25 protein-coding genes are annotated in these 25,119 nt (G+C 67.3%); 16 read left to right on the forward strand and 9 right to left on the reverse strand.

Going from position 1 to position 25,119, the window contains the following annotated elements:
* The first annotated feature begins 72 nt into the window (after positions 1–72).
* From ACXI0U_RS04435 to ACXI0U_RS04475, 9 genes are all read left to right on the forward strand, one after another.
* On the forward strand, positions 73–2,868 hold the full coding sequence (locus ACXI0U_RS04435) for a monovalent cation/H+ antiporter subunit A (RefSeq protein ID WP_479549820.1): 2,796 nt from the start codon (positions 73–75) through the stop codon (positions 2,866–2,868).
* Positions 2,868–3,200 carry a Na+/H+ antiporter subunit C gene (locus ACXI0U_RS04440; protein WP_021219224.1) on the forward strand — a complete coding sequence of 111 codons (333 nt, stop codon included), beginning with the start codon at positions 2,868–2,870 and terminating at the stop codon, positions 3,198–3,200. The genes ACXI0U_RS04435 and ACXI0U_RS04440 overlap by 1 nt, the downstream gene beginning before the upstream one ends.
* The gene (locus ACXI0U_RS04445) at positions 3,197–4,699 is read left to right on the forward strand and encodes a monovalent cation/H+ antiporter subunit D (protein ID WP_479549821.1); all 1,503 of its coding nucleotides are present in this window, start codon (positions 3,197–3,199) and stop codon (positions 4,697–4,699) included. Before ACXI0U_RS04440 ends, ACXI0U_RS04445 begins: the two co-directional genes overlap by 4 nt.
* Positions 4,696–5,196: a Na+/H+ antiporter subunit E gene (locus tag ACXI0U_RS04450; protein WP_263401074.1), complete on the forward strand. Its 501-nt coding sequence runs from the start codon at positions 4,696–4,698 to the stop codon at positions 5,194–5,196. Before ACXI0U_RS04445 ends, ACXI0U_RS04450 begins: the two co-directional genes overlap by 4 nt.
* Positions 5,181–5,450 (forward strand): K+/H+ antiporter subunit F, encoded by a 270-nt coding sequence (locus ACXI0U_RS04455; RefSeq protein ID WP_021219227.1) that lies wholly within the window; start codon positions 5,181–5,183, stop codon positions 5,448–5,450. The genes ACXI0U_RS04450 and ACXI0U_RS04455 overlap by 16 nt, the downstream gene beginning before the upstream one ends.
* Positions 5,447–5,794 carry a Na+/H+ antiporter subunit G gene (locus ACXI0U_RS04460; RefSeq protein ID WP_184491429.1) on the forward strand — a complete coding sequence of 116 codons (348 nt, stop codon included), beginning with the start codon at positions 5,447–5,449 and terminating at the stop codon, positions 5,792–5,794. The genes ACXI0U_RS04455 and ACXI0U_RS04460 overlap by 4 nt, the downstream gene beginning before the upstream one ends.
* Positions 5,795–5,869: 75 nt before the next feature.
* Positions 5,870–6,775, forward strand: a complete 906-nt coding sequence (locus ACXI0U_RS04465) for a DMT family transporter (protein WP_479549822.1) — start codon at positions 5,870–5,872, stop codon at positions 6,773–6,775.
* Between the two features lie 12 nt (positions 6,776–6,787).
* Positions 6,788–7,882 carry a PLP-dependent cysteine synthase family protein gene (locus ACXI0U_RS04470; protein WP_271660327.1) on the forward strand — a complete coding sequence of 365 codons (1,095 nt, stop codon included), beginning with the start codon at positions 6,788–6,790 and terminating at the stop codon, positions 7,880–7,882.
* Positions 7,883–7,884: 2 nt separating this feature from the next.
* Entirely contained in the window at positions 7,885–8,397 is a 513-nt protein-coding gene (locus tag ACXI0U_RS04475; RefSeq protein ID WP_374982001.1) for a GNAT family N-acetyltransferase, read from the forward strand.
* Between the two features lie 3 nt (positions 8,398–8,400).
* Here the strand turns inward: ACXI0U_RS04475 and gap are convergent, their stop codons facing one another.
* On the reverse strand, positions 8,401–9,399 hold the full coding sequence (gene gap / locus ACXI0U_RS04480; protein ID WP_423728857.1) for a type I glyceraldehyde-3-phosphate dehydrogenase: 999 nt from the start codon (positions 9,397–9,399) through the stop codon (positions 8,401–8,403).
* Between the two features lie 130 nt (positions 9,400–9,529).
* Positions 9,530–10,192 carry a COG3650 family protein gene (locus ACXI0U_RS04485; RefSeq protein ID WP_021219233.1) on the reverse strand — a complete coding sequence of 221 codons (663 nt, stop codon included), beginning with the start codon at positions 10,190–10,192 and terminating at the stop codon, positions 9,530–9,532.
* 70 nt (positions 10,193–10,262) lie between these two features.
* On the opposite strand from ACXI0U_RS04485, the gene ACXI0U_RS04490 reads away from it, so the two are divergent.
* Positions 10,263–10,658 carry a DUF488 domain-containing protein gene (locus tag ACXI0U_RS04490; protein ID WP_031287611.1) on the forward strand — a complete coding sequence of 132 codons (396 nt, stop codon included), beginning with the start codon at positions 10,263–10,265 and terminating at the stop codon, positions 10,656–10,658.
* Positions 10,659–10,661: 3 nt separating this feature from the next.
* Here the strand turns inward: ACXI0U_RS04490 and ACXI0U_RS04495 are convergent, their stop codons facing one another.
* The gene (locus tag ACXI0U_RS04495) at positions 10,662–11,261 is read right to left on the reverse strand and encodes a short chain dehydrogenase (protein ID WP_043242784.1); all 600 of its coding nucleotides are present in this window, start codon (positions 11,259–11,261) and stop codon (positions 10,662–10,664) included.
* Between the two features lie 115 nt (positions 11,262–11,376).
* On the opposite strand from ACXI0U_RS04495, the gene ACXI0U_RS04500 reads away from it, so the two are divergent.
* Positions 11,377–12,291 carry a LysR family transcriptional regulator gene (locus ACXI0U_RS04500; RefSeq protein ID WP_479549823.1) on the forward strand — a complete coding sequence of 305 codons (915 nt, stop codon included), beginning with the start codon at positions 11,377–11,379 and terminating at the stop codon, positions 12,289–12,291.
* A gap of 208 nt (positions 12,292–12,499) precedes the next feature.
* On the opposite strand, the gene ACXI0U_RS04505 is transcribed toward ACXI0U_RS04500, so the two are convergent.
* From ACXI0U_RS04505 to ACXI0U_RS04525, 5 genes are all read right to left on the reverse strand, one after another.
* Positions 12,500–13,201: an ABC transporter ATP-binding protein gene (locus ACXI0U_RS04505; RefSeq protein WP_021219237.1), complete on the reverse strand. Its 702-nt coding sequence runs from the start codon at positions 13,199–13,201 to the stop codon at positions 12,500–12,502.
* 3 nt (positions 13,202–13,204) lie between these two features.
* Positions 13,205–13,972, reverse strand: coding sequence for a high-affinity branched-chain amino acid ABC transporter ATP-binding protein LivG (gene livG / locus ACXI0U_RS04510; protein WP_021219238.1), 768 nt, complete (start codon positions 13,970–13,972; stop codon positions 13,205–13,207).
* Positions 13,972–15,231, reverse strand: a complete 1,260-nt coding sequence (locus ACXI0U_RS04515; protein WP_021219239.1) for a high-affinity branched-chain amino acid ABC transporter permease LivM — start codon at positions 15,229–15,231, stop codon at positions 13,972–13,974. Before ACXI0U_RS04515 ends, livG begins: the two co-directional genes overlap by 1 nt.
* Entirely contained in the window at positions 15,228–16,151 is a 924-nt protein-coding gene (gene livH, locus ACXI0U_RS04520) for a high-affinity branched-chain amino acid ABC transporter permease LivH (RefSeq protein ID WP_021219240.1), read from the reverse strand. The genes ACXI0U_RS04515 and livH overlap by 4 nt, the downstream gene beginning before the upstream one ends.
* A 116-nt stretch (positions 16,152–16,267) precedes the next feature.
* Positions 16,268–17,389 carry a branched-chain amino acid ABC transporter substrate-binding protein gene (locus tag ACXI0U_RS04525; protein WP_021219241.1) on the reverse strand — a complete coding sequence of 374 codons (1,122 nt, stop codon included), beginning with the start codon at positions 17,387–17,389 and terminating at the stop codon, positions 16,268–16,270.
* A 299-nt stretch (positions 17,390–17,688) separates the two neighbouring features.
* Between ACXI0U_RS04525 and ACXI0U_RS04530 the strand changes: the two genes are divergently transcribed.
* From ACXI0U_RS04530 to ACXI0U_RS04545, 4 genes are all read left to right on the forward strand, one after another.
* Positions 17,689–18,006, forward strand: coding sequence for a DUF2288 domain-containing protein (locus ACXI0U_RS04530; RefSeq protein WP_479549824.1), 318 nt, complete (start codon positions 17,689–17,691; stop codon positions 18,004–18,006).
* 330 nt (positions 18,007–18,336) lie between these two features.
* The gene (locus ACXI0U_RS04535; protein ID WP_043242781.1) at positions 18,337–19,221 is read left to right on the forward strand and encodes an NAD(P)-dependent oxidoreductase; all 885 of its coding nucleotides are present in this window, start codon (positions 18,337–18,339) and stop codon (positions 19,219–19,221) included.
* On the forward strand, positions 19,218–19,997 hold the full coding sequence (locus tag ACXI0U_RS04540) for a hydroxypyruvate isomerase family protein (RefSeq protein ID WP_479549825.1): 780 nt from the start codon (positions 19,218–19,220) through the stop codon (positions 19,995–19,997). The genes ACXI0U_RS04535 and ACXI0U_RS04540 overlap by 4 nt, the downstream gene beginning before the upstream one ends.
* A 210-nt stretch (positions 19,998–20,207) precedes the next feature.
* Entirely contained in the window at positions 20,208–21,548 is a 1,341-nt protein-coding gene (locus ACXI0U_RS04545) for a spinster family MFS transporter (protein WP_479550027.1), read from the forward strand.
* A 232-nt stretch (positions 21,549–21,780) separates the two neighbouring features.
* On the opposite strand, the gene rapA is transcribed toward ACXI0U_RS04545, so the two are convergent.
* Positions 21,781–24,630 carry an RNA polymerase-associated protein RapA gene (gene rapA, locus ACXI0U_RS04550; protein WP_479549826.1) on the reverse strand — a complete coding sequence of 950 codons (2,850 nt, stop codon included), beginning with the start codon at positions 24,628–24,630 and terminating at the stop codon, positions 21,781–21,783.
* A gap of 156 nt (positions 24,631–24,786) precedes the next feature.
* Between rapA and ACXI0U_RS04555 the strand changes: the two genes are divergently transcribed.
* On the forward strand, positions 24,787–25,083 hold the full coding sequence (locus ACXI0U_RS04555; RefSeq protein ID WP_021219247.1) for a hypothetical protein: 297 nt from the start codon (positions 24,787–24,789) through the stop codon (positions 25,081–25,083).
* Positions 25,084–25,119: the final 36 nt, after the last annotated feature.

Raw genomic sequence — 25,119 nt, forward strand, 5'->3', positions numbered from 1 at the left:
TATGGATAATCGTCGAGTTTTCGCCTTGCCGGACTTCAGCGCTGGACGGGGCCTAGTTTGGGAGGGTCATCGATGTTTCTGGCGCTGATTGTCGCGCTGCCTTTTCTGGGCGCTCTGTTGCCTTTGCTCGCCGAACGCCTGGGACGTAACCAGGCGTCGCTGGCGGCTGCCTTCGCGCCGCTGGCCGGGTTGATCCTGCTGCTGATGCAGGCCCCCGCCGTGCTGGGTGGGGAAACCCTGAAGCTGATGCTGCCCTGGTTGCCGGGGCTGGGCCTGAACTTCAGCCTGCGCCTGGATGGCCTGGGTTTTCTCTTCGCGTTGCTGATCCTCGGCATCGGCCTGCTGGTCATCCTCTACGCCCGCTACTACCTGTCCGAGCGCGAACCCATCGGGCGCTTCTTCGCCTTCCTGCAGCTGTTCATGGGCGCGATGCTCGGTGTGGTGCTCTCGGAGAACCTGCTGCTGATGCTGGTGTTCTGGGAAGCCACCAGCCTGTCGTCCTTCCTGCTGATCGGCTTCTGGGGCCATCGCTCGGATGCCCGCAAGGGGGCGCGCATGGCGCTGACGGTGACCGGCGCCGGAGGCCTGGCGCTGCTGGCGGGCATCCTGCTGCTGGGCCACGTGGCCGGCAGCTTCGAGCTGAGCGACGTGCTGGCTGCGGGCGACCGCATCCGTGCCCACGCGCTCTATCCGGTGCTGCTGTGCCTGGTGCTGCTGGGCGCGCTGACCAAGTCCGCGCAGTTCCCCTTCCACTTCTGGCTGCCCCACGCGATGGCGGCGCCGACCCCGGTGTCCGCGTACCTGCACTCGGCGACCATGGTCAAGGCCGGCGTCTTCCTCCTTGCGCGGCTCTACCCGGCGCTGGCCGGCACCGACTGGTGGTTCTACCTGGTGAGCATCAGCGGCCTGGCGACCCTGCTGCTGGGCGCGACGATGGCGCTCTTCCAGCATGACCTCAAGGGCCTGCTGGCGTACTCGACCATCAGCCACCTGGGCCTGATCACCCTGCTGTTCGGCCTCGACTCGCCGATGTCCAACGTCGCGGCGGTGTTCCACATCATCAACCACGCCACTTTCAAAGCCTCGCTGTTCATGGCGGCGGGGATCATCGACCACGAGACCGGCAGCCGCGACATGCGCCTGATCAACGGCATGTGGCGCTACCTGCCGCACACCGCAGTGCTGGCGATGGTGGCGTCCCTGGCGATGGCTGGGGTGCCGCTGCTCAATGGCTTCCTCAGCAAGGAGATGTTCTTCGGCGAGGCCCTCAGTCAGGACATGGCCGGCGGCCTGCACTGGCTGCTGCCGCTGGGCGCGACCCTGGCGGGCGTGTTCTCGGTGGCCTATTCACTGCGCTTCGTGCATGACGTGTTCTTCAATGGCGAGCCCAAGCCGTTGCCGAAGTTCCCGCCCCACGAGCCGCCGCGCTACATGAAGGTGCCGGTGGAAATCCTCGTGGCGCTCTGCGTGCTGGTGGGCATGGCGCCCAACTTCACCGTGGCGCCGCTGCTGGCGGTGGCCGCCAGCGCCAGCCTGGGTGGCGAGCTGCCCGAGTACAGCCTGGCGATCTGGCACGGCTTCAACCTGCCGCTGGCGATGAGCTGCATCGCCCTGGTCGGCGGTGTGCTCCTCTATATCGCGCGCAAGCCGCTGTTCCGCTGGTACGCCGGCTTGCCGGATGCCGATGCCAAGCTGGTGTTCGAGGGGGTTATGCAGCGCCTGGTGCGGGGCGCCACCCGCCTGACCGCCAGCCTGGAGAACGGCTCGCAACAGCGCTACCTGGCTCTGCTGCTGCTCGCGGCAGTGGTGGTGGTGGCCGTGTCGCTCTGGCCCCTGGCGCAGTTGACCGGCTCGCGCCCGGCGATACCGCTCGATGGCGCCAGCGTGGTGGGCATGCTGGTGCTGTCGGTGGCGGGCGTGCTCACCGCCGTGTTCCATCGCCAGCGCCTGGTGGCCCTGCTGATCCTCGGCGTCGGCGGCCTGCTGGTGGCCCTGGCTTTCGCTCGCTTCTCCGCCCCCGACCTGGCGCTGACCCAGCTCTCGGTGGAAGTGGTGACCATGGTCCTGCTGATGCTGGCCATGTATTACCTGCCTTCGCGCACGCAGAACGAAAGCACCCTGGGCCGGCGTACCCGCGACCTGCTGCTGGCTCTAGGCGGCGGCGGTGTGGTGGGGCTGCTGACCTACGGGGTGCTGACTCGGCCCTACCAGACCATCGCCGACTTCTTCCTGGAGAACGCGGTGAGCGGTGGCGGCGGCCACAACGCGGTGAACGTGATACTGGTGGACTTCCGCGGCTTCGACACCCTGGGCGAGATCACCGTACTGGCCATCGCCGCAGTGGGCGTGCATGCGTTGCTGTCCGGCCTGCGCCTGACCAACCCCACCTGCGATCCCCAGGGCCGCAATTGGGCGCGCTCCAGCCGGCCGCTGATCCTCGAGACCCTGTCGCGCCTGCTGCTGCCTCTGGCGCTGCTGGTGTCCGCCTTCATTTTCCTGCGTGGGCACAACCTGCCTGGCGGTGGCTTCATCGCTGGGCTGATCACCGCCTCCGCGCTGATCCTGCAGTACATCGCCACCGGTTCGGCCTGGGTCGAGCAGCGCCGGCCGCTGCGCTACCAGCGCCTGGCCGGTGCCGGGGTGATGATCGCCGGTCTCACCGGGTTGGGCAGCCTGGTGTTCGGCGCCCCCTTCCTGACCTCGGCCTTCGATCACTTCCACCTACCGCTGGTGGGCGAGATCGAGCTGGCCACCGCGTTGTTCTTCGACCTGGGCGTATACCTGGCCGTGGTCGGAGCCGTGATGCTGATGCTGGCCGGCCTCGGCAAGCTCAGCCTGCACCCGCCAATCACCGAGGAGATCCACTGATGGAGGCCCTGTTCGCCGTCACCCTTGGCCTGCTCACCGCCAGCGGCATCTACCTGCTGCTGCGGGCGCGCACCTTCCCCGTGGTACTGGGGCTGACCCTGCTGTCCTACGCCGTCAACCTGTTCCTCTTCGCCATGGGCCGCCTGGCCGGCGACGCGGCGGTGATCGGCAGCGGCGGCCAGTACGCCGACCCGCTGCCCCAGGCGCTGGTGCTCACCGCCATCGTCATCGGCTTCGCCATGACCGCCTTCGTGGTGACCCTGGCGCTGCGCGGCGTGGGCGAGCTGGGCAATGACCACGTGGATGGCCGCGCGGACGGGGAGGGGCGATGAGTCACCTGTCCATCCTGCCGATCCTGATTCCGATGTTCGCCGGGGCATTGCTGCTGATGTTGCCCTCCCTGGAGCGGCTCAAGCGCGCCATCTCGGTGCTCGCCACCCTGGCCCTGGTGCCCCTGGCGCTGGTGCTGATGGCCCGCGCCGACGACGGCCAGCTGCAGGTCTATGCCCTGGGGGGCTGGCAGCCGCCGTTCGGCATCGTCCTGCTGCTGGACCGCTTCGCCGCGCTGATGCTGCTGGCCACCGCCGTGCTCGGCAGCGCCGTGGTGCTCTATGCCATTCGTGGCGACGACCGCCGTGGCCTGCGCTTCCATGCGTTGCTGCAGTTCCAGCTGCTGGGCATCAACGGCGCCTTCCTGACGGGTGACCTGTTCAACCTTTTCGTGTTCTTCGAGGTCATGCTGATCGCCTCCTACGCGCTGCTGTTCCACGGCGGCGGTGCGGAGCGGGTGCGTGCCGGATTGCACTACGTGGTGCTCAACCTGGTGGGCTCGGCGTTCTTCCTGATCGCCGTCGGCGTGCTCTACGGCATCACCGGCACCCTGAACATGAGCGACCTGGCCAACAAGGTGGCCCTGGCCGATGCCGACAGCGCGCCGCTGCTGGCTGCCGCCGGGCTGCTCCTGCTGGTTGTGTTCGCCCTCAAGGCGGCACTGCTGCCGCTGCACTTCTGGCTGCCACGCGCCTACTCGGCTGCCAGTGCGCCGGTGGCGGCGCTGTTCGCGATCATGACCAAGGTCGGCGTTTACTCCATCGTCCGCGTCTACCTGCTGGTGTTCGGCGCCGGTGCCGGGCAGCTGGCCGATCTCGCCCTCGACTGGCTCTGGCCCCTGGCCCTGGCCACCATGGCGCTGGCCGCCATCGGTGCCCTGGCCGCCGACCGCCTGCAGGGGCTGGTGGCCTACCTGGTGCTGCTCTCCGCCGGCACCCTGCTGGCCGCCGTGGCCCTGGGGACACCCGAGTCCCTTGCCGCCGCGCTGTTCTACCTGCTGCACAGCACCTGGGTGGCCGGCGGGATGTTCCTGCTCGCCGACCTGATCGCCCGCCAGCGCGGCGACAAGGCCGGCCTGCTGGTGCAGGGCCCAGCGCTGATGAACCCGCACCTGCTGGGCGGTGCCTTCTTCTTCGCCGCCATCGCCGTGGCCGGCCTGCCGCCCCTGTCCGGTTTCATCGGCAAGGTGCTGCTGCTCAAGGCGGTGGCGCCCGGCATGCAGGCGGCGCTGCTGTGGTCGGCGCTGCTGGGCGGCAGCCTGCTCGGCCTCATCGCCCTTAGCCGCGCCGGCAGCACGCTGTTCTGGCGGGTCGGCAACGACAGGCTCGGCAGCGCCGAATTGGACCGTGGCCGCCTGCTGGCTACCCTGGCGCTGCTGGCCACCGCCGTGCTGCTGGTGGGCTTCGCCGCGCCGCTGCTGGACTACGTCCAGGCCACCGCCCTGCAGCTGCATGATGTCGACCTCTACCGGCAGGTGAGCCTGCCAGGAGCGGCCCGATGATCCGCCGTCTATTGCCACACCCCACCATGAGCCTGCTGCTGTTGCTGGTGTGGCTGCTGCTGGCGGACTCCATCGCCTTCGGCCACTGGCTGCTCGGCGGCCTGCTCGGCGTGGCCATTCCGCTGCTGTGCAACCCGCTGATGATCGACCGCCCCCGGGAGTGGCACCCGACGCGCCTGGTGCGCTTCGTGCTGCTGGTGATGTGGGACATCCTGGTGGCCAACTTCCATGTCGCGCGGCAGACCTTGGGTCCGCTGCAGCGGCTGCGCCCGGCCTTCGTCGAGGTGCCCATCGACCTGGATAACGAGATGGCAATCAGCATCCTGGTGTGCGTGGTCTCGCTGACCCCGGGCTCGGTCTCCGCCGACCTTTCGGCCGATCGCCGGACCTTGCTCGTGCACGCCCTGGACGTACCGGACGACGCCGCGCTGATCGCCGAGATCAAGTCGCGCTACGAGGCGCCCCTGAAGGAGGTCTTCCCATGCTCGCCTACGTGATCCCGCTGTGCCTCGTGCTGCTGGTCATCGCCCTGCTGCTGACCCTGGCACGCCTGGTGCGCGGCCCCTGCCTGCCCGACCGGGTGCTGGCCCTGGACACCCTCTACGTCAACGCCATCGCCCTGCTCATGCTGCTGGGCATCTGGCAGGGCACCAACCTCTACTTCGAAGTGGCGCTGCTGATCGCCGTGCTCGGCTTCGTCGGCACCGTGGCGGTGGCCAAGTACATGCTGCGAGGAGACATCATCGAATGAACGCCGAGCCCCTGGCCCTGTGGGTCGAGATCCTCATCTCGCTGTTCCTCCTGCTCGGCGCCGCCTTCGTGCTGATCGGCGCCATCGGCCTGTTCCGCCTGCCGGACTTCTTCATGCGCCTGCACGGGCCGACCAAGGCCACCACCCTGGGTGTCGGCAGCCTGGTGGTGGCCTCGCTGATCTACTTCTCGGCGACCCGCGAGGGGCTCAGCGTGCATGAGCTGCTGATCAGTCTGTTCCTCTTCATCAGCGCCCCGGTCAGCGCCTACATGCTGGCCAAGGCGGCGGTGCTGCAGCAGCTGCCGCTGACCCGCAAGACCCGCGGCAAACCCTGGGAGCAGTAACAGTTTCATCGCCCCGCTGTGCCTGTCGCGGCGCCGTCCTGGCGCCTAGACTTGGGTTTTCCCCGGAGGCAGTCGATGGCGCAGCAAGGTCGTTGGGTGGCGGTCGCCTGCCTGGTGTTGGCCATGGCCCTGTGGGGCAGTTCCTTCATCGCCCTCAAGCTCGCCTTCCGCGAGGTCGCGCCCATGTGGGTGATCTTCGCGCGCATGGCCCTGGGCAGCCTGATCTTCCTGCTCGCCTGGCGCTGGCGCGGTGACTGCGATCCACGGCCTGGCGACTGGAAATACTTCCTTGGCCTGGCCGCCTGCGAACCCTGCCTGTACTTCATCTTCGAAGCCCTGGCCCTGCAGCACACCAGCGCCGCCCAGGCGGGCATGATCACCGCGCTGCTGCCCCTGCTGGTGGCCGTCGGCGCCTACGTCTTCCTCCGTGAATGCATCACCCGCACCACCCTGCTGGGCTTCCTCCTGGCGGTGGCCGGCGCGGTGTGGCTGAGCCTGGCCAGCGAGGCGGACCCCCACGCCTCGGCGCCCCTGCTGGGCAATTTCTACGAATTCCTCGCCATGGTCTGCGCCACCGGCTACACCCTGCTGCTCAAGCACCTGTCGGCGCGCTATTCGGTGTTCCTGCTGACGGCGATGCAGGCCTTCATCGGCGCGCTGTTCTTCCTGCCGGTGGCGGCGCTCTCGGCGCCCCTGCCCGAATCGCCCAGCGCGCTGGCTATCGGCGCCATGGTCTACCTGGGCGTGGTCGTCACCGTCGGCGCCTATGGCCTGTACAACTTCGGGGTGGGCCGCCTGCCGGCCAGCCAGGCGTCGGGGTTCATCAACCTGATTCCGGTGTTCACCCTGATCTTCGCCATGCTCCTGCTGGATGAGCGCCTCAGCCCCATGCAGCTGGGCGCTGCCGCCCTGGTGTTCGCCGGGGTGGCCCTGAGCCAATGGCGCAACGCTCCGCCGGCCCCCGCCGGCATCCTGGATTGAGAAGAGGCTGACATGAACGACCCCCGCACCTGGACCCAGGAAGCCATCCGCATCATCGAGGCGGACTTCCAGCGCAGTGCCGACACCCACCTGATCCCCCTGTCGCTTCCCGGCCTGCCGGGCATCGAGCTGTACTTCAAGGACGAGTCGAGCCACCCCACCGGTAGCCTCAAGCACCGGCTGGCGCGCTCGCTGTTCCTCTATGCCCTGTGCAACGGCTGGCTCAGGGCCGGCGCGCCGGTGATCGAGGCGTCCAGCGGCTCGACGGCGATCTCCGAAGCCTATTTCGCCCGCCTGCTGGGGTTGCCCTTCATCGCCGTGATGCCCGCCACCACCTCGCCGGAGAAGATCGCCCAGATCGCCTTCTACGGCGGCAGGAGCCACCTGGTGAACGACCCGACGCAGATCTACGCCGAGTCCGAGCGCCTGGCCCGCGAGAGCGGCGGCCACTTCATGGACCAGTTCACCTACGCCGAGCGCGCCACCGACTGGCGGGCCAACAACAACATCGCCGAGTCGATCTTCCAGCAGATGCGCCACGAGCACTTCCCCGAGCCGGCCTGGCTGGTCTCCAGCCCCGGTACCGGCGGCACCCTGGCGACCCTGGGCCGTTACGTGCGCTATCGCCAGCACTGCACCCGGGTGTTCTGCGCCGACGCCGAACGCTCGGTGTTCTTCGACAGCTACCGCAGTGGCGACCGCAGCCTGACCCTGGAGCTGGGGTCGCGCATCGAGGGCATCGGCCGTCCCCGGGTGGAGGCCTCCTTCCTGCCCCAGGTGATCGATGCCATGGCCAAGGTGCCCGATGCCCTGTCCCTGGCCGCCATGCACTACCTGGCCCAGCGCCTGGGCCGCCGCGTGGGCGGCTCCAGTGGCACCAACCTGGTGGGTGCATTGCTGGTGGGGCTGCGCATGGTCGCGGCGGGGGAGAAGGGCTCGGTGGTGGCGATCCTCTGCGATGGCGGCGAGCGCTACGCCACCACCTATTACGACGACGCCTGGCTGCAGTCCCAGGGCTACACCCTGGAGCCCCTGGTGGCGGCCATCGCCGCCTGCGCGGAGCAAGGCGCGGCCTTGCCCGATTCGATCCAGGTGGCGGGCCTGTGAGCCTGGATGACGGCGTGCAGCTGCGCACCGCGCGGGCTGGGGATATCGAGGCGATGGCCGCCTTCATCTTCGAGCACGGCCCCAACCCCTGGAATTTCCTCCCGGAAGACGAAGTGCACGAGCACCTGGCCGGTATCGCCGATGGCCGCGTGCAGGCATTGCTGGCCGAGGAGCGAGGTTTGCTGGCCGGCTTCATCACCTTCTACTTCAGCACCGGCTTCGCCGAGCACCAGGAGGCTGGCCGCGATGACTCGCCCCGCGCCTATGTCTGCGAGGCGGTGGTGCACCGCGAGTTGGCCGGGCGCGGCCTGGGCTCGCGCATGCTGCGGGCAGTGGTCGAGCGCCTGGCGGAGCAGGGCGTGGGGGATGTCTATATCGAGCGTCACGAAGAGAACGCGGGCTCGGCAGGGATGATGCGCAAGGCGGGCTTCCGCGAGGTGCGCACCTTCGATGACCCGCAGCGCCGTGCCACCGGTTCGCGGCGCACGACGCTCTGTCACCTGCGGCTGGACTGAGGCTTAGCGCTCCAGCCAGGCCAGCATCACGTCCAGCATGCGGTTGGCGAAGGCCCATTCGTTGTCGTACCAGGCCAGCACCTTGACCAGGTCGCCCTGCACGCGGGTGTGGGCGAGGTCCGCCACGCAGGACACCGGGTGGCCGTTGAAGTCCACGGACACCAAGGCCTCTTCGTTGCACTCCATCACCCCCGCAGGCATGCGCGCGGCTCCTTCGCGCAGGGCGGCGTTGACCGCCTCGCGGGTGGCCGGGCGCTCGGCGATGAAGCTCAGGTCTACCAGCGATACGTTGGGTGTCGGCACCCGCACCGCCATGCCGTCCAGCCGCCCGGCCAGCTCGGGGATGACCAGGCCGATGGCCCGCGCCGCCCCGGTGGCGGTGGGGATCATCGACAGGGCGGCGGCGCGGGCGCGGTAGAGATCGTCGTGGGTCTTGTCCAGCAGGTTCTGGTCGTTGGTGTAGGCGTGCACCGTGGTCACCAGGCCGCTGCGGATGCCGAATGCCTGGTGCAGCACCTGGGCCAGGGGCGCCAAGCAGTTGGTGGTGCAGGAGGCGTTGGAAACGATGCGCTGCTCGCCCAGCAGCCCATGGTTGACGCCGTAGACCAGGGTCAGGTCGGCGCTGTCCAGCGGGTGGGAGAGCAGCACCCGGGGGGCGCCGGCGGCGAGGTGGCGTTCCACCTGTTCGCGGCTCTTCATGCGGCCGGAGCATTCCACCACCAGGTCCACGCCCAGCTCGCTCCAGGGCAGGCGTACCGGGTCGCTCTGGGCGAGCAGGCGGATGGATTGCAGGCCGATGTCCATGCAATCGCCGTTGAGCTTCACGGGGCAGGCGAAGCGGCCGAAGGTGGAGTCGAAGCGGGTCAGGTGGGCGAGGGTGGCGGCGTCGCCGAGGTCGTTGATCGCCTCGATCCGTACGCGGGCGTCGAGGCCCCTTTCGAAGAGGGCGCGGACCAGGGCGCGGCCGATGCGGCCATATCCGTTCAATGCGATGCGCAGCATGTCGTTCTCCTTGTGCTTGTCCATGGACAAGCTTAGGAGGTCGCCGCCGGTGGCGCGCCCCGACCGCCCGGTTATGGCGGCCGAGTGTACAGCGGGAAAGCGGCCCGGCCGGGGTCGGCCGGGCAGGGGCTCACTCGTTGCGCGAGCCGCCGAAGTAGGCGCAGCCACGCAGGGGCTTGCCGTCCAGGCGCAATTCGGCGGTCAGGTGCTGCACCGAGCCGCTCATGGCGTCGACGCAGCGCTGCGGGGCGACCCAGAGCTCCACGCGCTTGCCGTTGGCTTCGCTGGTGAGGTTGAAGCGGCCGTCGGGCAGCTGTTCTTCCATGTAGGGCAGGGCGACGGGCTCCTGGCCGAGCTGCTCCAGCACCAGGCCCTTGGCGTTGACGTTGATGTTCCACTCCGGCTCGTGGCCGCTGGCGCGCAGCAGCAGGCGCTTGAAGTTGAGGTCTTCGCAGCCATGGCCTTCGCGCTGCAGGCGGTAGAGCTGGGTGACGTCCATCTGGCCGTCGGCGCCCTTGCTGGCGCCGAGGTTGCCGCGCAGGTCGACGAACAGCGGGCCGGGGCCATCGTCCAGCAGGGTGGCGGCTTCCTGGAGGATGCCGGTGGCGCCGCTGTCGGCGACCACGAAGCGGCGCTGCTCGGAGCAGGGGCGGAACAGCAGGTGGCCGGCGTCGGCGCTCAGCTCACCCTGGGTGCGTGGCGCCAGGGGCGCGGGTGCGTCTTCGGTGGCGAGCATCTGGCAGCCGGCGAAGAGGGGGAGCAGACTGAAAAGCAGTGGACGGACAACGCGCATCGGTGGGCCTCCTGAAGGGAGCGGCCACGTTACCGGGGCGCATCGGTGATCTCAAGGGCGGGGAAGCAGGATGATCCAGTGCAGGCGGGTGTACGAGGAGAAGCGGGACGACGACGGCCAGCGGGTGCTGGTGGACCGGCTGTGGCCCCGGGGCTGCCGCAAGGAGGCGCTGGGGCTCGACGCCTGGTTGCGCGAGGTGGCGCCTTCGGCCGAGCTGCGCCGGGACTTCTGCCACGATCCGGCGCTGTTCGAGGAGTTCCGCCTGCGCTATCGCGGTGAGCTGGCCGCCCACCCCGAGCATTGGCAGGGGCTGCTGCAGATGGCCCGGCAGGGCACCCTCACGCTGCTGTTCGCCGCCCGCGAGGAGCAGGCCAACAACGCCCGGGTGCTGGCCGAGTTCCTCGAGGAGGAACTGGACCGCGAAGGCCCGTCCAGCTCGCCGGTGTGTTACGCCGGCGAGGCTTGAGCCTTACCAGACGCGGTACACCTGGCCGGTCTGCGCGCCCTCGGCGCTCTTCGCATAGGCCAGGGCGGCGACGGCGGCCGGCACGGCCTTGTAGCCACGGAAGAAGGGGCCGTAGGAGGGCAGGGCCTCTTCGATCACCGTGGGGCTGACGCTGTTGATGCGCAGGCCGCGGGGCAGCTCGATGGCGGCGCTTTTCACGAAGCTGTCGAGGGCACCGTTGACCATGCTCGCCGAGGAGCCGGCGCGGATCGGGTCGTCGCTGAGCACGCCCGAGGTGAGGGTGAAGGAGGCGCCGTCGTTGGCGAACTCGCGGCCGATCAGCACCAGGTTCACCTGGCCCATCAGCTTGTCCGCCAGGCCCACGGCGAACTGCGCCTCGCCCATTTCCGCCAGCGCGCCGAAGTGCACCTTGCCGGTGGCGCTGATCAGCGCATCGAAGCGGCCGGTCTGCTCGAACAGGCGGCGGATCGACGCGGCGTCGCGGATGTCCACCTGGAAGTCGCCGCTGCTGTGGCCGACGCGGATGATCTCGTGGCGTTCCTTGAGCTCGTTGTCGATGGCCTGGCCGATGGTGCCGCTGGCGCCGATGAGGATGATCTTCATGGGTTCGATTCCTGCGTGTGTGGATGACTGAAGCCAGTGTAGAGTCGCTTTTGTTGTCGATAATCCAGGCAATCGGAAATCTGTGGTTCTCATATGGAAACAGTGAGGGGCTCCCATGAGTGAGATGGATGACCTGGCGGCCTTCGCCGTGCTGTTGGAGGCGGGCAGCTTCACCCGCGCCGCCGAGCGCCTGGGCTGCAGCAAGGGGCAGTTGTCCAAGCGCATGCGCCAGCTGGAGCAGGGCCTCGGCGCCACCCTGCTGCATCGCACCACGCGACGGCTGGACCTTACCGCCGCCGGCGCCGCGCTGCTGCCCGAGGCCCAGGCGCTGCTGGCCCAGGCCACTCGGGCGCGCCAGGCGGTGCAGCGCCTGCAGGAAGACATCAGTGGGCGGGTGTGCATCACGGTGCCGGTGTCCCTGGGCGAGACCTTCTTCGATGCGCTGTTGCTGGAGTTCACCCGCCGTCATCCCGACGTGCGGGTGGAGCTGGACCTGAGCAACAGCTACCGCGACCTGGTGGGGGAGGGCTATGACCTGGGGGTGCGCTCCGGTCCGCACCTGGACGAGCGCCTGGTGGCGCGGCCGCTGTTCTCCCTGGAGGAGATCACCTGCGCCGCGCCCGCGTACCTGGCCCGCCATGGCGAGCCCCAGGCACCGGCGGACCTGGCCGGGCACCAGTGCCTGCTCAACACCCATTACGCCGGCTTTGAAGAATGGCTCTACCACCGCCAGCACCAGCTGGAGCGGGTCAGCGTGGCCGGCAACCTGGCGAGCAATCACTACAGCCTGCTGAAGAAGGCGGCGTTGTCCGGGGCCGGCATCGCCCGGCTGCCGTCCTACATGCTCCATGACGAACTGGCCGACGGCCGCCTGCAGTGGCTGTTGCGTGGCTACCAGACCCGGCAATCGCCGGTGTTCCTCGTGCATCCCTACCAGGGCGGCCTGCCCCGCCGCACCCAGGTGCTGATGGACTACCTGCTGGACTGGTTCGAGCGCAGCCGTCGGGCGCTGGACAGGTTGGAGCTGTAGAGGGCTCCTGCTCAGCATGGGTTTCGCTGCGCTCGCGGAACGCCGCCCGACCCATCCTACGTCTGAGAAACCCAGCGCAGAGGGGCCGGGCAGTGCGATGTCGGGCCTCGCTGCGCTCGGCGCCAACCTGCGGTGCGGCTCCCGGCCGTTGTTTCCGGCACCAATGAAAACGGCCCCGAAAGGGGCCGTTGTCGTATTGCCGCGGGGATCAGCCGCCCAGGTAGGCGTCGCGCACCTTGGGGTCGGTGAGCAGTGCTTCGCCGGTGCCTTGCATGACGATGCGACCGTTCTCCAGCACGTAGCCGCGGTCGGCGAGCTTGAGCGCCTGGTTGGCGTTCTGCTCGACGAGGAACACGGTCACGCCATCACGGCGCAGCTGTTCGATGATGTCGAAGATCTGCTGGATGATGATCGGCGCCAGGCCCAGGGAGGGTTCGTCGAGCAGCAGCAGTTGCGGCTTGCTCATCAGCGCGCGGCCGATGGCGAGCATCTGCTGTTCGCCACCGGACATGGTGCCGGCGCGCTGCTCGAAGCGTTCCTTGAGGCGCGGGAAGAGGCCGAGGATCTTGTCCATCTGCTCGTCGTAATCACCCTTGGGCGTGAAGAACCCGCCCATGGCCAGGTTCTCCTCGACGGTCAGGCGGGCGAACACGCGGCGGCCTTCCGGCACCACCGCGATGCTCTTGCGCATGATGTCGCTGGATTCCTGGCCGACCAGTTCCTCGCCCAGGTAGCGGATGCTGCCGCTGGCGGCGCGCGGCGAGCCGCAGAGGGTCATCAGCAGGGTCGACTTGCCGGCACCGTTGGCGCCGATCAGGGTGACGATCTCGCCCTTGCTCACTTCCATGCTGACGTCGTGCAGCGCCTGGACCTTGCCGTAGAAGGTGGAAACCTTGTCGAAACTCAGCATGGCTCAGGCCTCCCCCAGATAGGCTTTGATCACATCCGGGTTGCTGCGGATCTGCTCCGGCGTACCGTCGGCCAGGGGGGTGCCCTGGTTGATCACGTAGATATGGTCGGAAATGCTCATCACCAGGTGCATGTCGTGCTCGATCAGCAGCACGGTGACGTTGTACTCGTTGCGCAGCAGGGCGATCAGGGCCTTGAGGTCCTCGGTCTCGCGCGGGTTGAGGCCGGCGGCCGGCTCGTCGAGCATGAGGATGCGCGGGCGCGTCATCATGCAACGGGCGATTTCCAGGCGACGCTGCTGGCCGTAGGCGAGGGTACCCGCCGGGCGGTTGGCGACGTCGGTCAGGTTGACCTGCTCGAGCCAGTGCGCGGCGTAGTCCATGGCCTCGCGCTCGCTCTTGCGGAAGCCCGGGGTCTTGAACAGGCCGGCAAGGAAATTGGTGTTGAGGTGACGATGCTGGGCGACCAGCAGGTTCTCGACAGCGGTCATTTCCTTGAACAGGCGGACGTTCTGGAAAGTACGCACCACGCCCTTGCGGGCGATCTTGTGGCCCGGCAGGCCTTCGATCTGCTCACCGTCGAGGCGGATGCTGCCGCCGGTGGGCTGGTAGAAGCCGGTCAGGCAGTTGAACACGGTGGTCTTGCCGGCGCCGTTCGGGCCGATCATCGAGACCACCTGTTTTTCTTGGACGGACAGTGCCACGCCGTTGACGGCCAGGAGGCCGCCGAAACGCATGGAAAGGCCGCTTACTTCCAGGATCGGGCGGCTCATCACTTCAGCTCCAGGTGGGGACGTTGCATGGGCAGCAGGCCCTGCGGACGCCAGATCATCATCAGCACCATCAGGGCGCCGAACATCAGCATGCGGTACTCGTTGAATTCACGGGCGAGTTCCGGCAGCAGGATCATCACGATCGCGGCGAGGATGATCCCCAGCTGCGACCCCATGCCACCCAGCACGACGATGGCGAGGATGATCGCCGACTCGATGAAGGTGAAGGACTCCGGGGTCACCAGGCCTTGGCGCGCGGCGAAGAAGCTGCCGGCGAAACCGGCGAAGCAGGCGCCCAGGGTGAATGCGGAGAGCTTGATGATGGTGGGGTTCATGCCCAGTGCGCGGCAGGCGATCTCGTCTTCACGCAGCGCTTCCCAGGCACGGCCGATGGGCATGCGCAGGAGGCGGTTGATCACGAACAGGGTCAGCAGCACCAGCAGCAGGGCGATCAGGTAGAGGAACACCACCTTGTTCACCGAGTTGTAGGCAATGCCGAAGTACTCGTGGAAGGTCTGCATGCCTTCGGCCGCGCGGCGCTCGAAGGAGAGGCCGAACAGGCTCGGCTTCTCGATGTTGCTGATGCCGTTGGGGCCGCCGGTGATCTCGGTGAGGTTGCGCAGGAGAATGCGGATGATCTCGCCGAAGCCAAGGGTCACGATGGCCAGGTAGTCACCGCGCAGGCGCAGCACCGGGAAGCCGAGGATGAAGCCGAAGAAGGCCGCCATCAGGCCGGCGATCGGCAGGCATACCCAGAAGCCCAGGCCGTAGTAGTGCGACAGCAGCGCGTAGCTGTAGGCGCCCACGGCGTAGAAGCCCACGTAGCCCAGGTCCAGCAGGCCGGCGAGGCCGACCACGATGTTCAGGCCGAGGCCGAGCATCACGTAGATCAGGATCAGGGTGGCGATGTCCACCGCGCCGCGGGAGCCGAAGAACGGCCAGGCGAGGGCGACCACCACCAGGCCGAGGATGATCCAGCGCTGGGTGGAGGGGAGGGTGAGGAAGTTGCTGGTCTTGCTGGAAAGCTTCGGCAGCTTCGGCGCGTTTTCCAGGGCACTCGTCAGGCGGGTGCGGAACAACTGCCAGAAGAACATGGCGATGGCGCAACCGGCGATGGTCCAGAGCACGGCGGGGCTGGCGCCCTGCACCTGCAGGCTGATGCCCACGGTGCTGAGCTTGAGGCCCATCACCGGGTAGGCGACGGCCAGCACCAGCAGCGCGCTGAAGAACGCGGTCTTGAGGGATTTCTGGGTGATCATACTTTTTCGACCTCCGGACGACCGAGGATGCCGGTGGGTCGGAACAGCAACACCAGGACCAGCAGGCTGAAGGCCACCACGTCCTTGTACTGGTCACCGAAGATGTCGGCGCCGAAGGCTTCGGCCACGCCGAGGACCAGGCCGCCGAGCATGGCGCCCGGGATGCTGCCGATGCCGCCGAGTACCGCAGCGGTGAAGGCCTTGATGCCGGCGAGGAAGCCCAGGTGCGGGTTGATCACGCCGTACTGCATGCCCAGCAGCACCGCGGCGACGGCGGCCAGGGTGGCGCCGATGACGAAGGTGAGGGCGATGATGTTGTTGGTGTTGATCCCCAGCAGGTTGGCCATGCGGATGTCTTCCGCGCAGGCGCGGCAGGCACGGCCGAGGCGCGAGCGGGAGATGAACATGGTCAGGCCCATCATCACCAGGAAGGTGACGACGAAGATCAGCACCTGCATGTACGAGATGGTCACCCCGTTCATGGTGCTTTCACCGAACACGAAGTTCCCCGGAATCAGGTTGGGGATGGCTTTGTCCTTGGAGTCCTGCGCGAGTAACACCTCGTTCTGCAGGAATATCGACATGCCGATCGCGGAGATCAGCGGAATCAACCGGTTGCTGCCGCGCAGCGGGCGATAGGCCACCCGTTCGATGCTGTAACCGTAGGCACTGGCGACGATGATGCTCGCGGAGAAGGCCGCGATCATGACGATGGGCAGGCTGTCGATGCCGAACATGGTGAGTCCGGCGATTACGATGAAGGCCACGTACGAGCCAATCATGTAAACCTCGCCATGGGCGAAGTTGATCATGCCGATGATGCCGTAGACCATGGTGTAGCCGATGGCGATCAAGGCATAGGTACTGCCAACGGTCAGGCCGTTAACCAGCTGTTGCAGGTAGTGATAGAGATCAGGCATTCCCCAACTCCTCGGGCATCACGTAAAGCGGCGCTTGTGGCGCAGCGGAGCCCGTAAAACTCGGATAAACAAAGCCCACTGCGGGTGCAGTGGGCTCTGGGCTTAAGGCGGGAAGCTTATTTGGCTTCGGTTTTGGTGCCGTCCTTGTGCCATTCGTAAACCACGAAGCTGAAGTCCTTCAGATCGCCCTTCTCATCGAAGGAGAGGTTGCCGGTGGGGGTGGCGAAGCTGTTGGCGCGCAGGGCTGCGGCCACTTTGGCGGTGTCGTCTTCGCCGGCTTTCTTGATGCCTTCGGCAATGACTTGCACGGCGGCGTAGGCCGGGAATACGAACGGGCCGGTGGGGTCTTCGTTCTTGGCTTTGAAGGCATCTACCAGGGCCTGGTTCTTCGGATCCTGGTCGAAGGATTTCGGCAGGGTGACCAGCAGGCCTTCGGAGGCCGGGCCGGCGATGGCCGAGATTTCCTTGTTGCCTACGCCTTCCGGACCCATGAAGCGGGCTTTCAGGCCTTTCTCAGCCGACTGGCGAAGCAGCAGGCCCAGTTCCGGGTGGTAGCCGCCGTAGTAGACGAAGTCGACGTTGGCTTGCTTCAGCTTGGCGATCAGGGCGGAGAAGTCCTTGTCGCCGGCGTTGATGCCTTCGAACAGGGCGACCTTGCCGCCTTTGGCTTCCAGGGTCTGCTTCACGGCAGTGGCGATGCCTTCGCCGTACTGCTGCTTGTCGTGGATGACGGCGACAGTCTTCGGCTTGATGTGGTCAGCGATGAAGTTGCCGGCGGTCGGGCCCTGCAGGCTGTCCAGGCCGATGGTGCGGAACACCAGCTGGTAGCCACGGGAGGTGATTTCCGGGCTGGTGGACGCCGCGGTGATCATCAGGATGCCTTCGTCTTCGTAGATGTCGGACGCGGGCTGAGTGGAGCTGGAGCAGAGGTGGCCAACAACGTATTTGACGCCGTCGTTGACGATCTTGTTGGCTACGGCGACCGCTTGTTTCGGGTCGCAGGCGTCGTCGTAGACCACGCCTTCCAGTTGAGCGCCGTTCACGCCGCCAGCCTTGTTGATCTGCTCGATCGCCATCTTGGCGCCGATGAATTGCATCTCACCGTACTGGGCAACAGCACCGGTCACCGGGCCGGCCAGGGCGATCTTGATGGTGTCGGCGGCTACGGAGTAGCTGGCAACACCGGCGAGGGCCATAGCGGCGAACAGTTTGGAAATCTGCTTGGTAGCCTTGTTCATAGTGCTCCACTCTTATGTTTTTCGTTGTTTTTGTCCTGATTGCCTACAGGACAGGGTCCTTTGAACCACCCCGCCATATCCCGCGGCAACTGTACCGGTACAGTGTAGAGTGCCGATTTGCGGCTTGAAAAGCCGACGCATGGGGGCGGAATGTTCCTATGTCGCTAAATCGCAACAAACGTATAGAAAAACGGCGTGCCCTGGAGTGAGCGGGAGGCGTCAGGCTGGACTTGTGAACAAGATGGCCGGCGTTATCATTGCCCGCCCTGCAACCGTTACCTTTCCACTCAGAGCAAGCCATGAACGATTCATCAAGCACCCTCTATGCCAAGCTGCTCGGCGAGACCGCCGCCATCGCCTGGGAGGAGCTGCAGCCCTTCTTCGCACGGGGCGCGCTGCTCTGGGTCGAGGGCGCGGAGGATCTGGTCGGCGTCGCCCTGGCGGTGGCCGAGGACGACAAGCCCAAGGTGGCCCAGCTGCTGGGCGCCGGCAGCCTAGCCAAGGTCGAGGAGAGCCGTGCCGAGGACCTGCTGGCACGAAACCCGAAGCTGTGGGCCGTGGTGGTGGCGCCCTGGGTGCTGGTCCAGGAGCGCGACGAGGCGCCGACCCGGCACTGATCCCCCTGGCATTCCCGCGCGGACGACTCCGTTCGGGAATGCCTCCCTGCTCGATCCCGCCTTTCTAATCCCCTGACCCGCCGCGCCCGATGCGATATTCGGGGGCATGTCCCGCATTCCGGCGCCTGATCGGGCGCACTGCCAGCGTTCGAGCCCCCGCTCAAGGACGGGCCTTGGGGGTTTCTTATGCCCTTATATGGAGCGCAGTGTTACCCGTTGCCTCCTTGTGGTGCGTGGCGAGTGGTGGGCGGCACCCCTTTACCTTTTCCGGTGCGTGCACGCGTTGACCGTTGGGTTTAGATTGGGCTCCCCGTTTTTCCGGAGCCCTCCATGACCCTCCCCAGCATCGCCTTCGCCGGCATCGGCCTGATGGGCCTGCCCATGACCCGCCGCCTGCTCGCTGCCGGCTACCCGTTGTCGGTGTGGAACCGCAGCCCCGACAAATGCGCGCCGCTCGAAACCCTCGGCGCTCGCCGTGTCGACAGCCCCGCTGCACTTTGCGGCAGCGCCGATATCGTCATGCTCTGCCTGGCCGATACGGCGGTGGTGCGCGAGGTGGTCTTCGGCCCTGGCGGCATCGTCGAACGCGCGAAGCCCGGTCAGTTGCTGGTGGATTTCTCCAGCCTGGAGCCCGCCGCCACCCGCGAGATGGCCGCCGAGTTGGAGCGCCGCAGCGGCATGCGCTGGGTGGACGCGCCGGTCTCCGGTGGCACCCCCGGTGCCGAAGCCGGCACCCTGGCGATCATGGCCGGCGGCCGGGTGGAGGATGTCGAGCGGGTACGCCCGGTCCTCGCCCACCTCGGCCAGCGCCTGACGCGCATGGGCGATGTGGGTGCCGGCCAGGTGACCAAGGTGTGCAACCAGATGATCGTCGCCTGCAATGCCCTGGTCATCGCCGAAGTGGTGGCCCTGGCGGAGAAGTCCGGTGTCGATGCCAGCCTGCTGGCCCCGGCGCTGGCGGGTGGCTTCGCCGACTCCAAGCCCCTGCAGATCCTCGCGCCGCAGATGGCCGAGAGCCGCTTCGAGCCGATCAAGTGGCACGTACGCACCCTGCTCAAGGACCTGGACACCGCCACCCGGTTATCCCGCGAGGAGGGCAGCGCCACGCCCATGAGCGGCCTGGCCGCGCAACTGATGCGCTTGCACGGCAGCCAGGGCAACCTGGCGCGTGACCCGGCGACCCTGGTCGAGATGTACCGCGAGGAGCAGGCATGAAGATCGCCGCCAACCTGTCCATGCTGTTCACCGAGGTGCCGCTGATCGAGCGCATCGGCGCCGCCGCGCAGGCGGGCTTCGAGGCCGTGGAAATCCAGTTCCCCTACGAACTGCCGGCCGGCGAGCTGAAGGCTGCGCTGGAGCAGGCCGGCCTGCCGCTGTTGCTGATCAACCTGCCCGCCGCCGACCTGCTGCAGGGCGGCCCGGGCCTGGCGGCGGTACCGTCGCGCCAGGACGAGTTCGACGCCGCCCTGCGCCAGGTCTACGCCTACGCGGCGGTGGTCAACCCGCTGTTCGTCAACGTGCTGCCCGGCCGCCTGGCCGAGGGGCTGGAGCGCGACACCGCGCTGGCGACCCTGGTGGCCAACCTGCGCAAGGCCGCCGACACCCTGCACCCGCTGGGTATCCAGGTGCTGGCCGAGGCCATCAACCCCATCGACATGCCGGGCTTCCTGATCAACACGCCGGAGCACCTGGATGAGCTGGTGCGCGCCGTCGACCGGCCCAACTTCGCCGCCCAGTTCGACCTCTACCACATGGCCCGCCAGGGGCTGGACGTGGCCGCCGGCATCCGCCTGCTGGCCGGGCGCATCGGCCATGTGCAGTTCGCCGACAGTCCCGGCCGTGGCGAACCGGGCTCGGGGGCGACGGATTTCCCGCCCTTGCTCGATGCACTGGACGCGAGCGGCTACGCCGGCTGGCTGGCCGCCGAATACCGGCCGGGCAAGCCGACCGGGGAGTCGCTCGGCTGGTTGCCCGCGTTCAAGGCCCGCTGAGGGGCTCTGGGGTAGCGGGCCGGTTCACCGCTCCGTTCGGAGCGGAAGCCTGTGAGCAGGACGATTCGGCGGAAGTGTTGGATTGTCCTACATAAAGCTGGCGAATGTTCGCAGACAGGAACGGTCCGCAAGGTCTAGATTGCGGCTTACAAGCCCGGCAGGCGGTTTGCCCGGCAAATAACAACAATCGAGACCGACCCCATGCAGCCTTTGCAGCCTTCCCCCCAGGCGGCGAACGCCTGGCGCGTTCTGTTCCTGCTGTTCCTTGCCAACCTGTTCAACTTCTTCGACCGCACCATCCCGGCCATCATCATCGAGCCGGTGCGCCATGAGTGGAGCCTCAGCGACTTCCAACTCGGCCTGATCGGCACCGCCTTCACCCTCGTCTATGCCATCGCCGGCCTGCCCCTGGGGCGCATGGCCGACACCGGCTCGCGCAAGAAGATCATGGGCTGGGGCCTGGCGGTGTGGAGCGGCCTCACGGCGGTCAACGCCCTGGCCTGGAATTTCTGGAGCTTCCTGCTGATCCGCATGGGCGTCGGCATCGGTGAGGCCAGCTACGCGCCGGCCGCCAACTCGCTGATCGGCGACCTGTTCCCGGCCAACAAGCGCGCCCGCGCCATGGGCATCTTCATGCTCGGCCTGCCACTGGGCCTGGTATTGGCCTTCTTCACCATCGGCGCCATGGTCCAGGCCTTCGGCAGCTGGCGCGCGCCCTTCGTCATCGCCGCCCTCCCGGGGCTGATCCTGGCGCTGTTCATGTTCTTCATCAAGGAACCGGCCCGTGGCGCGGCGGAGTCGGTCAAGGTCGACCTCTCGCCTGTGGATAAACCCTTGCGCAGGGTCCTGGCCATCCGCACCTTCTGGTGGCTGACCCTGGCGGGCCTCACCTTCAACTTCGCCACCTACGCCTGCAACTCCTTCATGGTGCCGATGCTGCAACGCTACTTCCTGCTGCCGCTGCAGAGCGCGGCCGTGGCCACCGGGATTATCTGCGGCGTCACCGGGCTGATCGGCCTCACCGTCGGCGGCTGGCTGGCGGATAAGGCCCACGAGAAATCCGAGCGCGGGCGCCTGCTGCTGGCCACCGGCAGCATGCTGGTCGCCACACTCGCCACCGGCTTCGCGCTGTTCTCCGGGCGCATCGAGATCGGCCTGTTCGTGGGGGTGTTCAGCATCGGCTGGCTGTTCGCCTACACCTTCTATACCTGCGTCTACACCGCCATCCAGGACGTGATCGAACCGCGCCTGCGGGCCACCGCCATGGCGCTGTTCTTCGCCGGCCTCTACCTGCTCGGCGGCGGCCTCGGCCCGGTGGTCGTAGGCCTGCTCTCCGACCACTTCGCCCACGCTGCGATGTACGCCGCCGGTGCCAGCGAGATGACCGAGCAGTTCAAGGCCATCGGCCTGCACGACGCCATGTACCTGATCCCCGTGGCCCTGGGCCTGACCATGCTGGCGCTGTTCCAGGCCGCCCGCTGCTTCGGCCGCGATGCCCGCAGCATGCGCGCGGGGCTGGAGACGGGCAGCGTCAATGCGGTGCCGGCCTGAGGCCTATGTCTTGTGGATAAGGGCGGCGTTCCCTGAATGCCGTCTAGCCGGCGTGGGAGCGAATTCATTCGCGATGAACCCTGGCGCAGGGCCCTTCCTGTAACTCCGCTCGATGGGTTTCGCTTCGCTCTACCCATCCTACGAGATGACCAGCCTACAGGCGCCGAAGCGGTTATGTAGGGCAAAGAAAAAGCGCGCCGAAGCGCGCTTTTTCATTTCCCGCGAACCTCGGTCAACCCGCTACCAGCACGCGGATCGCCTCCAGGCGCAGGGCGGCTTTTTCCATCAGCGCCAGGCCGTCGTCACGCTGCTTGCGCAGGGCGTCGATCTCGCTGTCGCGGACGCTGGGGTTGACGGCCTTGAGGGCGATCATGCGCGCCAGCTCCTCGTCCAGCTCGGCGGTCAGGCGTTTCACCGCATCGGCCACGCGGGCTTCGTGACGTGGGCGGATCTTCGCTTCGGCGGCGTGGATCTGGGTCGAGAGCACATCGCGCTGGGCCTGGACGAACTTGTTGGCGCTGCCACGCGGCACGCTTTCCAGCTGGTCGTTGAGGGTGTCGAAGGCCACCTTGCTGGCCAGGTCGTTGCCGTTGGCGTCGAGCAGGCAGCGCAGGGCGGCCGGCGGCAGGTAGCGGCCCAGTTGCAGGGAGCGGGGTGCCACCACTTCGCTGACGTAGAGCAGCTCCAGCAACACGGTGCCGGGTTTCAGCGCCTTGTTCTTGATCAGCGCCACCGAGGTGTTGCCCATGGAGCCGGACAGCACCAGGTCCATGCCGCCCTGCACCATGGGGTGTTCCCAGGTGAGGAACTGCATGTCCTCGCGGGACAGCGCCTGGTTGCGGTCGTAGGTGATGGTCACGCCTTCGTCGTCGCCCAGGGGGAAGCCGGCGTCGAGCATCTTCTCGCCCGGCTTGAGCACCAGGGCGTTCTCGGAGTGGTCCTCGCTGTCGATGCCGAAGGCGTCGAACAGCGCTTCCATATAGATGGGCAGGGCGAACTCGTCGTCCTGCTCGTGGATGGCTTCCACCAGGGCCTGGCCTTCGCCGGTGCCGCCGGAGTTGAGTTCCAGCAGGCGGTCGCGACCGGCGTGCAGTTCGCCTTCCAGGCGCTTGCGCTCGGCTTCGGCCTCGTCCACCAGGGCCTGCCATTGCTCGTCGTCACCACCGTCCAGCAGCGGCAGCAGGCGCGGGCCGAACTGCTGTTGCAGGGCGTTGCCGGTGGGGCAGGTGGCGAGGAAGGCGTTGAGGGCCTGGTTGTACCACTGGAACAGGCGCTCCTGCGGGCTGGTTTCCAGATAGGGCACGTGCAGCTGGATGGTGTGCTTCTGGCCGATACGGTCGAGACGACCGATGCGCTGTTCCAGCAGGTCCGGGTGGGCCGGCAGGTCGAACAGCACCAGGTGGTGGGAGAACTGGAAGTTACGGCCTTCGCTGCCGATCTCGGAGCAGATCAGCACCTGGGCACCGAACTCCTCGTCGGCGAAGTAGGCCGCCGCACGGTCGCGCTCGAGAATGCTCATGCCTTCGTGGAACACGGTGGCAGGGATGCCGGAGCGCACGCGCAGGGCGTCTTCCAGGTCCAGGGCGGTCTCGGCGTGGGCGCAGATCACCAGCACCTTGAACTTCTTGAGCATCTTCAGGGTGTCGATCAGCCACTCGACGCGGGGGTCGAAGCGCCACCAGCGCTCGGCTTCATCACCGCTTTCCTGCTGCGCCTGGAAGCTGACTTCCGGGTACAGGTCGGGGTGCTCGCCCACCGGCAGCTCCATGTATTCCACGGGGCTCGGCAGCGGGTAGGGGTGCAGGTTGCGCTCGGGGAAGCCCTGCACGGCGGCGCGGGTATTACGGAACAGCAGGCGGCCGGTGCCGTGGCGGTCCAGCAGCTCGCGCACCAGGCGCGCAGCGGCTTCGCTGTCGCCATCGGTGACGGCGGCCAGCAGGGCTTCGCCCTCGGCACCGAGGAAGCCGGAGATGGTGGCGTGGGCGCCGGGGGACAGGCGGCCCTGGTCCAGCAGCTCCTGCACCGCTTCGGCGATCGGCTTGTAGTTGGCGCTTTCGGCGCGGAAGGCTTCCAGGTCATGGAAGCGCGCCGGGTCGAGCAGGCGCAGACGGGCGAAGTGGCTGTCCTGGCCCAGCTGTTCCGGGGTGGCGGTGAGCAGCAGCACGCCGGGGATGACCTCGGCCAGTTGCTCCACCAGGCGGTATTCATCGCTGGCCTGTTCCGGGTGCCAGACCAGATGGTGGGCTTCGTCCACCACCAGCAGGTCCCAGCCGGCGGCGAAGGCGGCGTCCTGGGCCTTCTCGCTGTCCTTCAGCCACTCCAGGGAGACCAGCGCCAGTTGCGCGTCCTCGAAGGGGTTGCTGGCGTCGCTCTCGAGGAAGCGCTCGGCGTCGAACAGGGCGACCTGCAGGTTGAAGCGGCGGCGCATCTCCACCAGCCACTGGTGCTGGAGGTTCTCCGGCACCAGGATCAGTACGCGGTTGGCGCGGCCCGAGAGCAGCTGGCGATGGATCACCAGGCCGGCCTCGATGGTCTTGCCCAGGCCCACTTCGTCCGCCAGCAGCACGCGCGGGGCGACGCGGTCGGCCACTTCACGGGCGATGTGCAGCTGGTGGGCGATGGGTTGTGCGCGGGCGCCACCCAGGCCCCAGAGGGAGGACTGCAGCAGGCGGCTCTGGTGTTGCAGGGTGTGGTAGCGCAGGCCGAACCAGTTCATCGGGTCGATCTGCCCGGCGAACAGGCGGTCGCTGGCCAGGCGGAACTGGATGAAGTTGGAGAGCTGGGTTTCCGGCAGGGTGCGTTCTTCGTGCTGCGCGGTGAGGCCGTGATAGACCAGCAGGCCGTCGATGTCGTCGACTTCCTGGACGGTCAGCTTCCAGCCGTCGAAGTGGGTGATCTCGTCGCCCGGCGCGAAGCGCACGCGGGTCAGGGGCGCATTGCGCAAGGCGTACTGGCGGGTTTCGCCCGTGGCCGGGTAGAGCACTGTAAGCAGGCGTCCATCCGATGCCAGGATGGTCCCGAGCCCCAGTTCCGCTTCGCTGTCACTGATCCAGCGTTGCCCCGGTTGGTACTGCTGCGCCATGCGTCTCTCCCACCATGCAAAAAAGCCGGCAAGTTTAACGGAACGCCGTGCCAAGAGCGACGGGACTTGCGCTCCATATGTCTGTTGCAGTGTAGCGAGCGGCGCTAAAGTAGTGACTCGCCCTGCCGACAGGCTGATGAGAGGAGGGCCAAAACCATGTTGCCGCCTATACCCCATAGCCTGGTGCCCGTGACCGCCCAGCAGGACGTGATCAAGCCACGCCCCGACATTCCGCCCGTCACCCCGGCGAAGGAAGGCTCCGAGGAAAGCGCCATCGGCCTGGACCGGCGCCACCCCCAGGAGGCCGAGGAGCTGCTTCGCGAGGAGCAGCGCCGCCGCCAGCGCCGTGGCTACACCGCCGAAGAGATCGCCGAGGGCGATGTCGAGCAGGCCGACGAAGCAGTGATCGAGCAGCTCCCGCGCCAGGGGCTGTGGGTGGATGTGGAAGTCTGAGGCGCGCATGATCCCCTGCCCGCACCTGCTCGGTTG

The sequence above is a fragment of the Pseudomonas sp. C9D1 genome (assembly GCF_056491235.1).

Bases quoted from the DNA above. Each gene is read 5' to 3' on its own strand.
- ACXI0U_RS04495 (WP_043242784.1), bottom strand. From the start codon at position 11,261: ATGAAGATCATCCTCATCGGCGCCAGCGGCACCATCGGCCAGGCCATC.
- ACXI0U_RS04445 (WP_479549821.1), top strand. From the start codon at position 3,197: ATGAGTCACCTGTCCATCCTGCCGATCCTGATTCCGATGTTCGCCGGG.
- ACXI0U_RS04525 (WP_021219241.1), bottom strand. From the start codon at position 17,389: ATGAACAAGGCTACCAAGCAGATTTCCAAACTGTTCGCCGCTATGGCC.
- gap (WP_423728857.1), bottom strand. From the start codon at position 9,399: ATGCTGCGCATCGCATTGAACGGATATGGCCGCATCGGCCGCGCCCTG.
- ACXI0U_RS04490 (WP_031287611.1), top strand. From the start codon at position 10,263: ATGATCCAGTGCAGGCGGGTGTACGAGGAGAAGCGGGACGACGACGGC.
- ACXI0U_RS04470 (WP_271660327.1), top strand. From the start codon at position 6,788: ATGAACGACCCCCGCACCTGGACCCAGGAAGCCATCCGCATCATCGAG.
- ACXI0U_RS04485 (WP_021219233.1), bottom strand. From the start codon at position 10,192: ATGCGCGTTGTCCGTCCACTGCTTTTCAGTCTGCTCCCCCTCTTCGCC.
- rapA (WP_479549826.1), bottom strand. From the start codon at position 24,630: ATGGCGCAGCAGTACCAACCGGGGCAACGCTGGATCAGTGACAGCGAA.
- ACXI0U_RS04505 (WP_021219237.1), bottom strand. From the start codon at position 13,201: ATGCTGAGTTTCGACAAGGTTTCCACCTTCTACGGCAAGGTCCAGGCG.
- ACXI0U_RS04535 (WP_043242781.1), top strand. From the start codon at position 18,337: ATGACCCTCCCCAGCATCGCCTTCGCCGGCATCGGCCTGATGGGCCTG.
- ACXI0U_RS04555 (WP_021219247.1), top strand. From the start codon at position 24,787: ATGTTGCCGCCTATACCCCATAGCCTGGTGCCCGTGACCGCCCAGCAG.
- ACXI0U_RS04530 (WP_479549824.1), top strand. From the start codon at position 17,689: ATGAACGATTCATCAAGCACCCTCTATGCCAAGCTGCTCGGCGAGACC.
- ACXI0U_RS04500 (WP_479549823.1), top strand. From the start codon at position 11,377: ATGAGTGAGATGGATGACCTGGCGGCCTTCGCCGTGCTGTTGGAGGCG.
- ACXI0U_RS04440 (WP_021219224.1), top strand. From the start codon at position 2,868: ATGGAGGCCCTGTTCGCCGTCACCCTTGGCCTGCTCACCGCCAGCGGC.
- ACXI0U_RS04540 (WP_479549825.1), top strand. From the start codon at position 19,218: ATGAAGATCGCCGCCAACCTGTCCATGCTGTTCACCGAGGTGCCGCTG.
- ACXI0U_RS04455 (WP_021219227.1), top strand. From the start codon at position 5,181: ATGCTCGCCTACGTGATCCCGCTGTGCCTCGTGCTGCTGGTCATCGCC.
- livG (WP_021219238.1), bottom strand. From the start codon at position 13,972: ATGAGCCGCCCGATCCTGGAAGTAAGCGGCCTTTCCATGCGTTTCGGC.
- ACXI0U_RS04450 (WP_263401074.1), top strand. From the start codon at position 4,696: ATGATCCGCCGTCTATTGCCACACCCCACCATGAGCCTGCTGCTGTTG.
- livH (WP_021219240.1), bottom strand. From the start codon at position 16,151: ATGCCTGATCTCTATCACTACCTGCAACAGCTGGTTAACGGCCTGACC.
- ACXI0U_RS04465 (WP_479549822.1), top strand. From the start codon at position 5,870: ATGGCGCAGCAAGGTCGTTGGGTGGCGGTCGCCTGCCTGGTGTTGGCC.
- ACXI0U_RS04435 (WP_479549820.1), top strand. From the start codon at position 73: ATGTTTCTGGCGCTGATTGTCGCGCTGCCTTTTCTGGGCGCTCTGTTG.
- ACXI0U_RS04515 (WP_021219239.1), bottom strand. From the start codon at position 15,231: ATGATCACCCAGAAATCCCTCAAGACCGCGTTCTTCAGCGCGCTGCTG.
- ACXI0U_RS04460 (WP_184491429.1), top strand. From the start codon at position 5,447: ATGAACGCCGAGCCCCTGGCCCTGTGGGTCGAGATCCTCATCTCGCTG.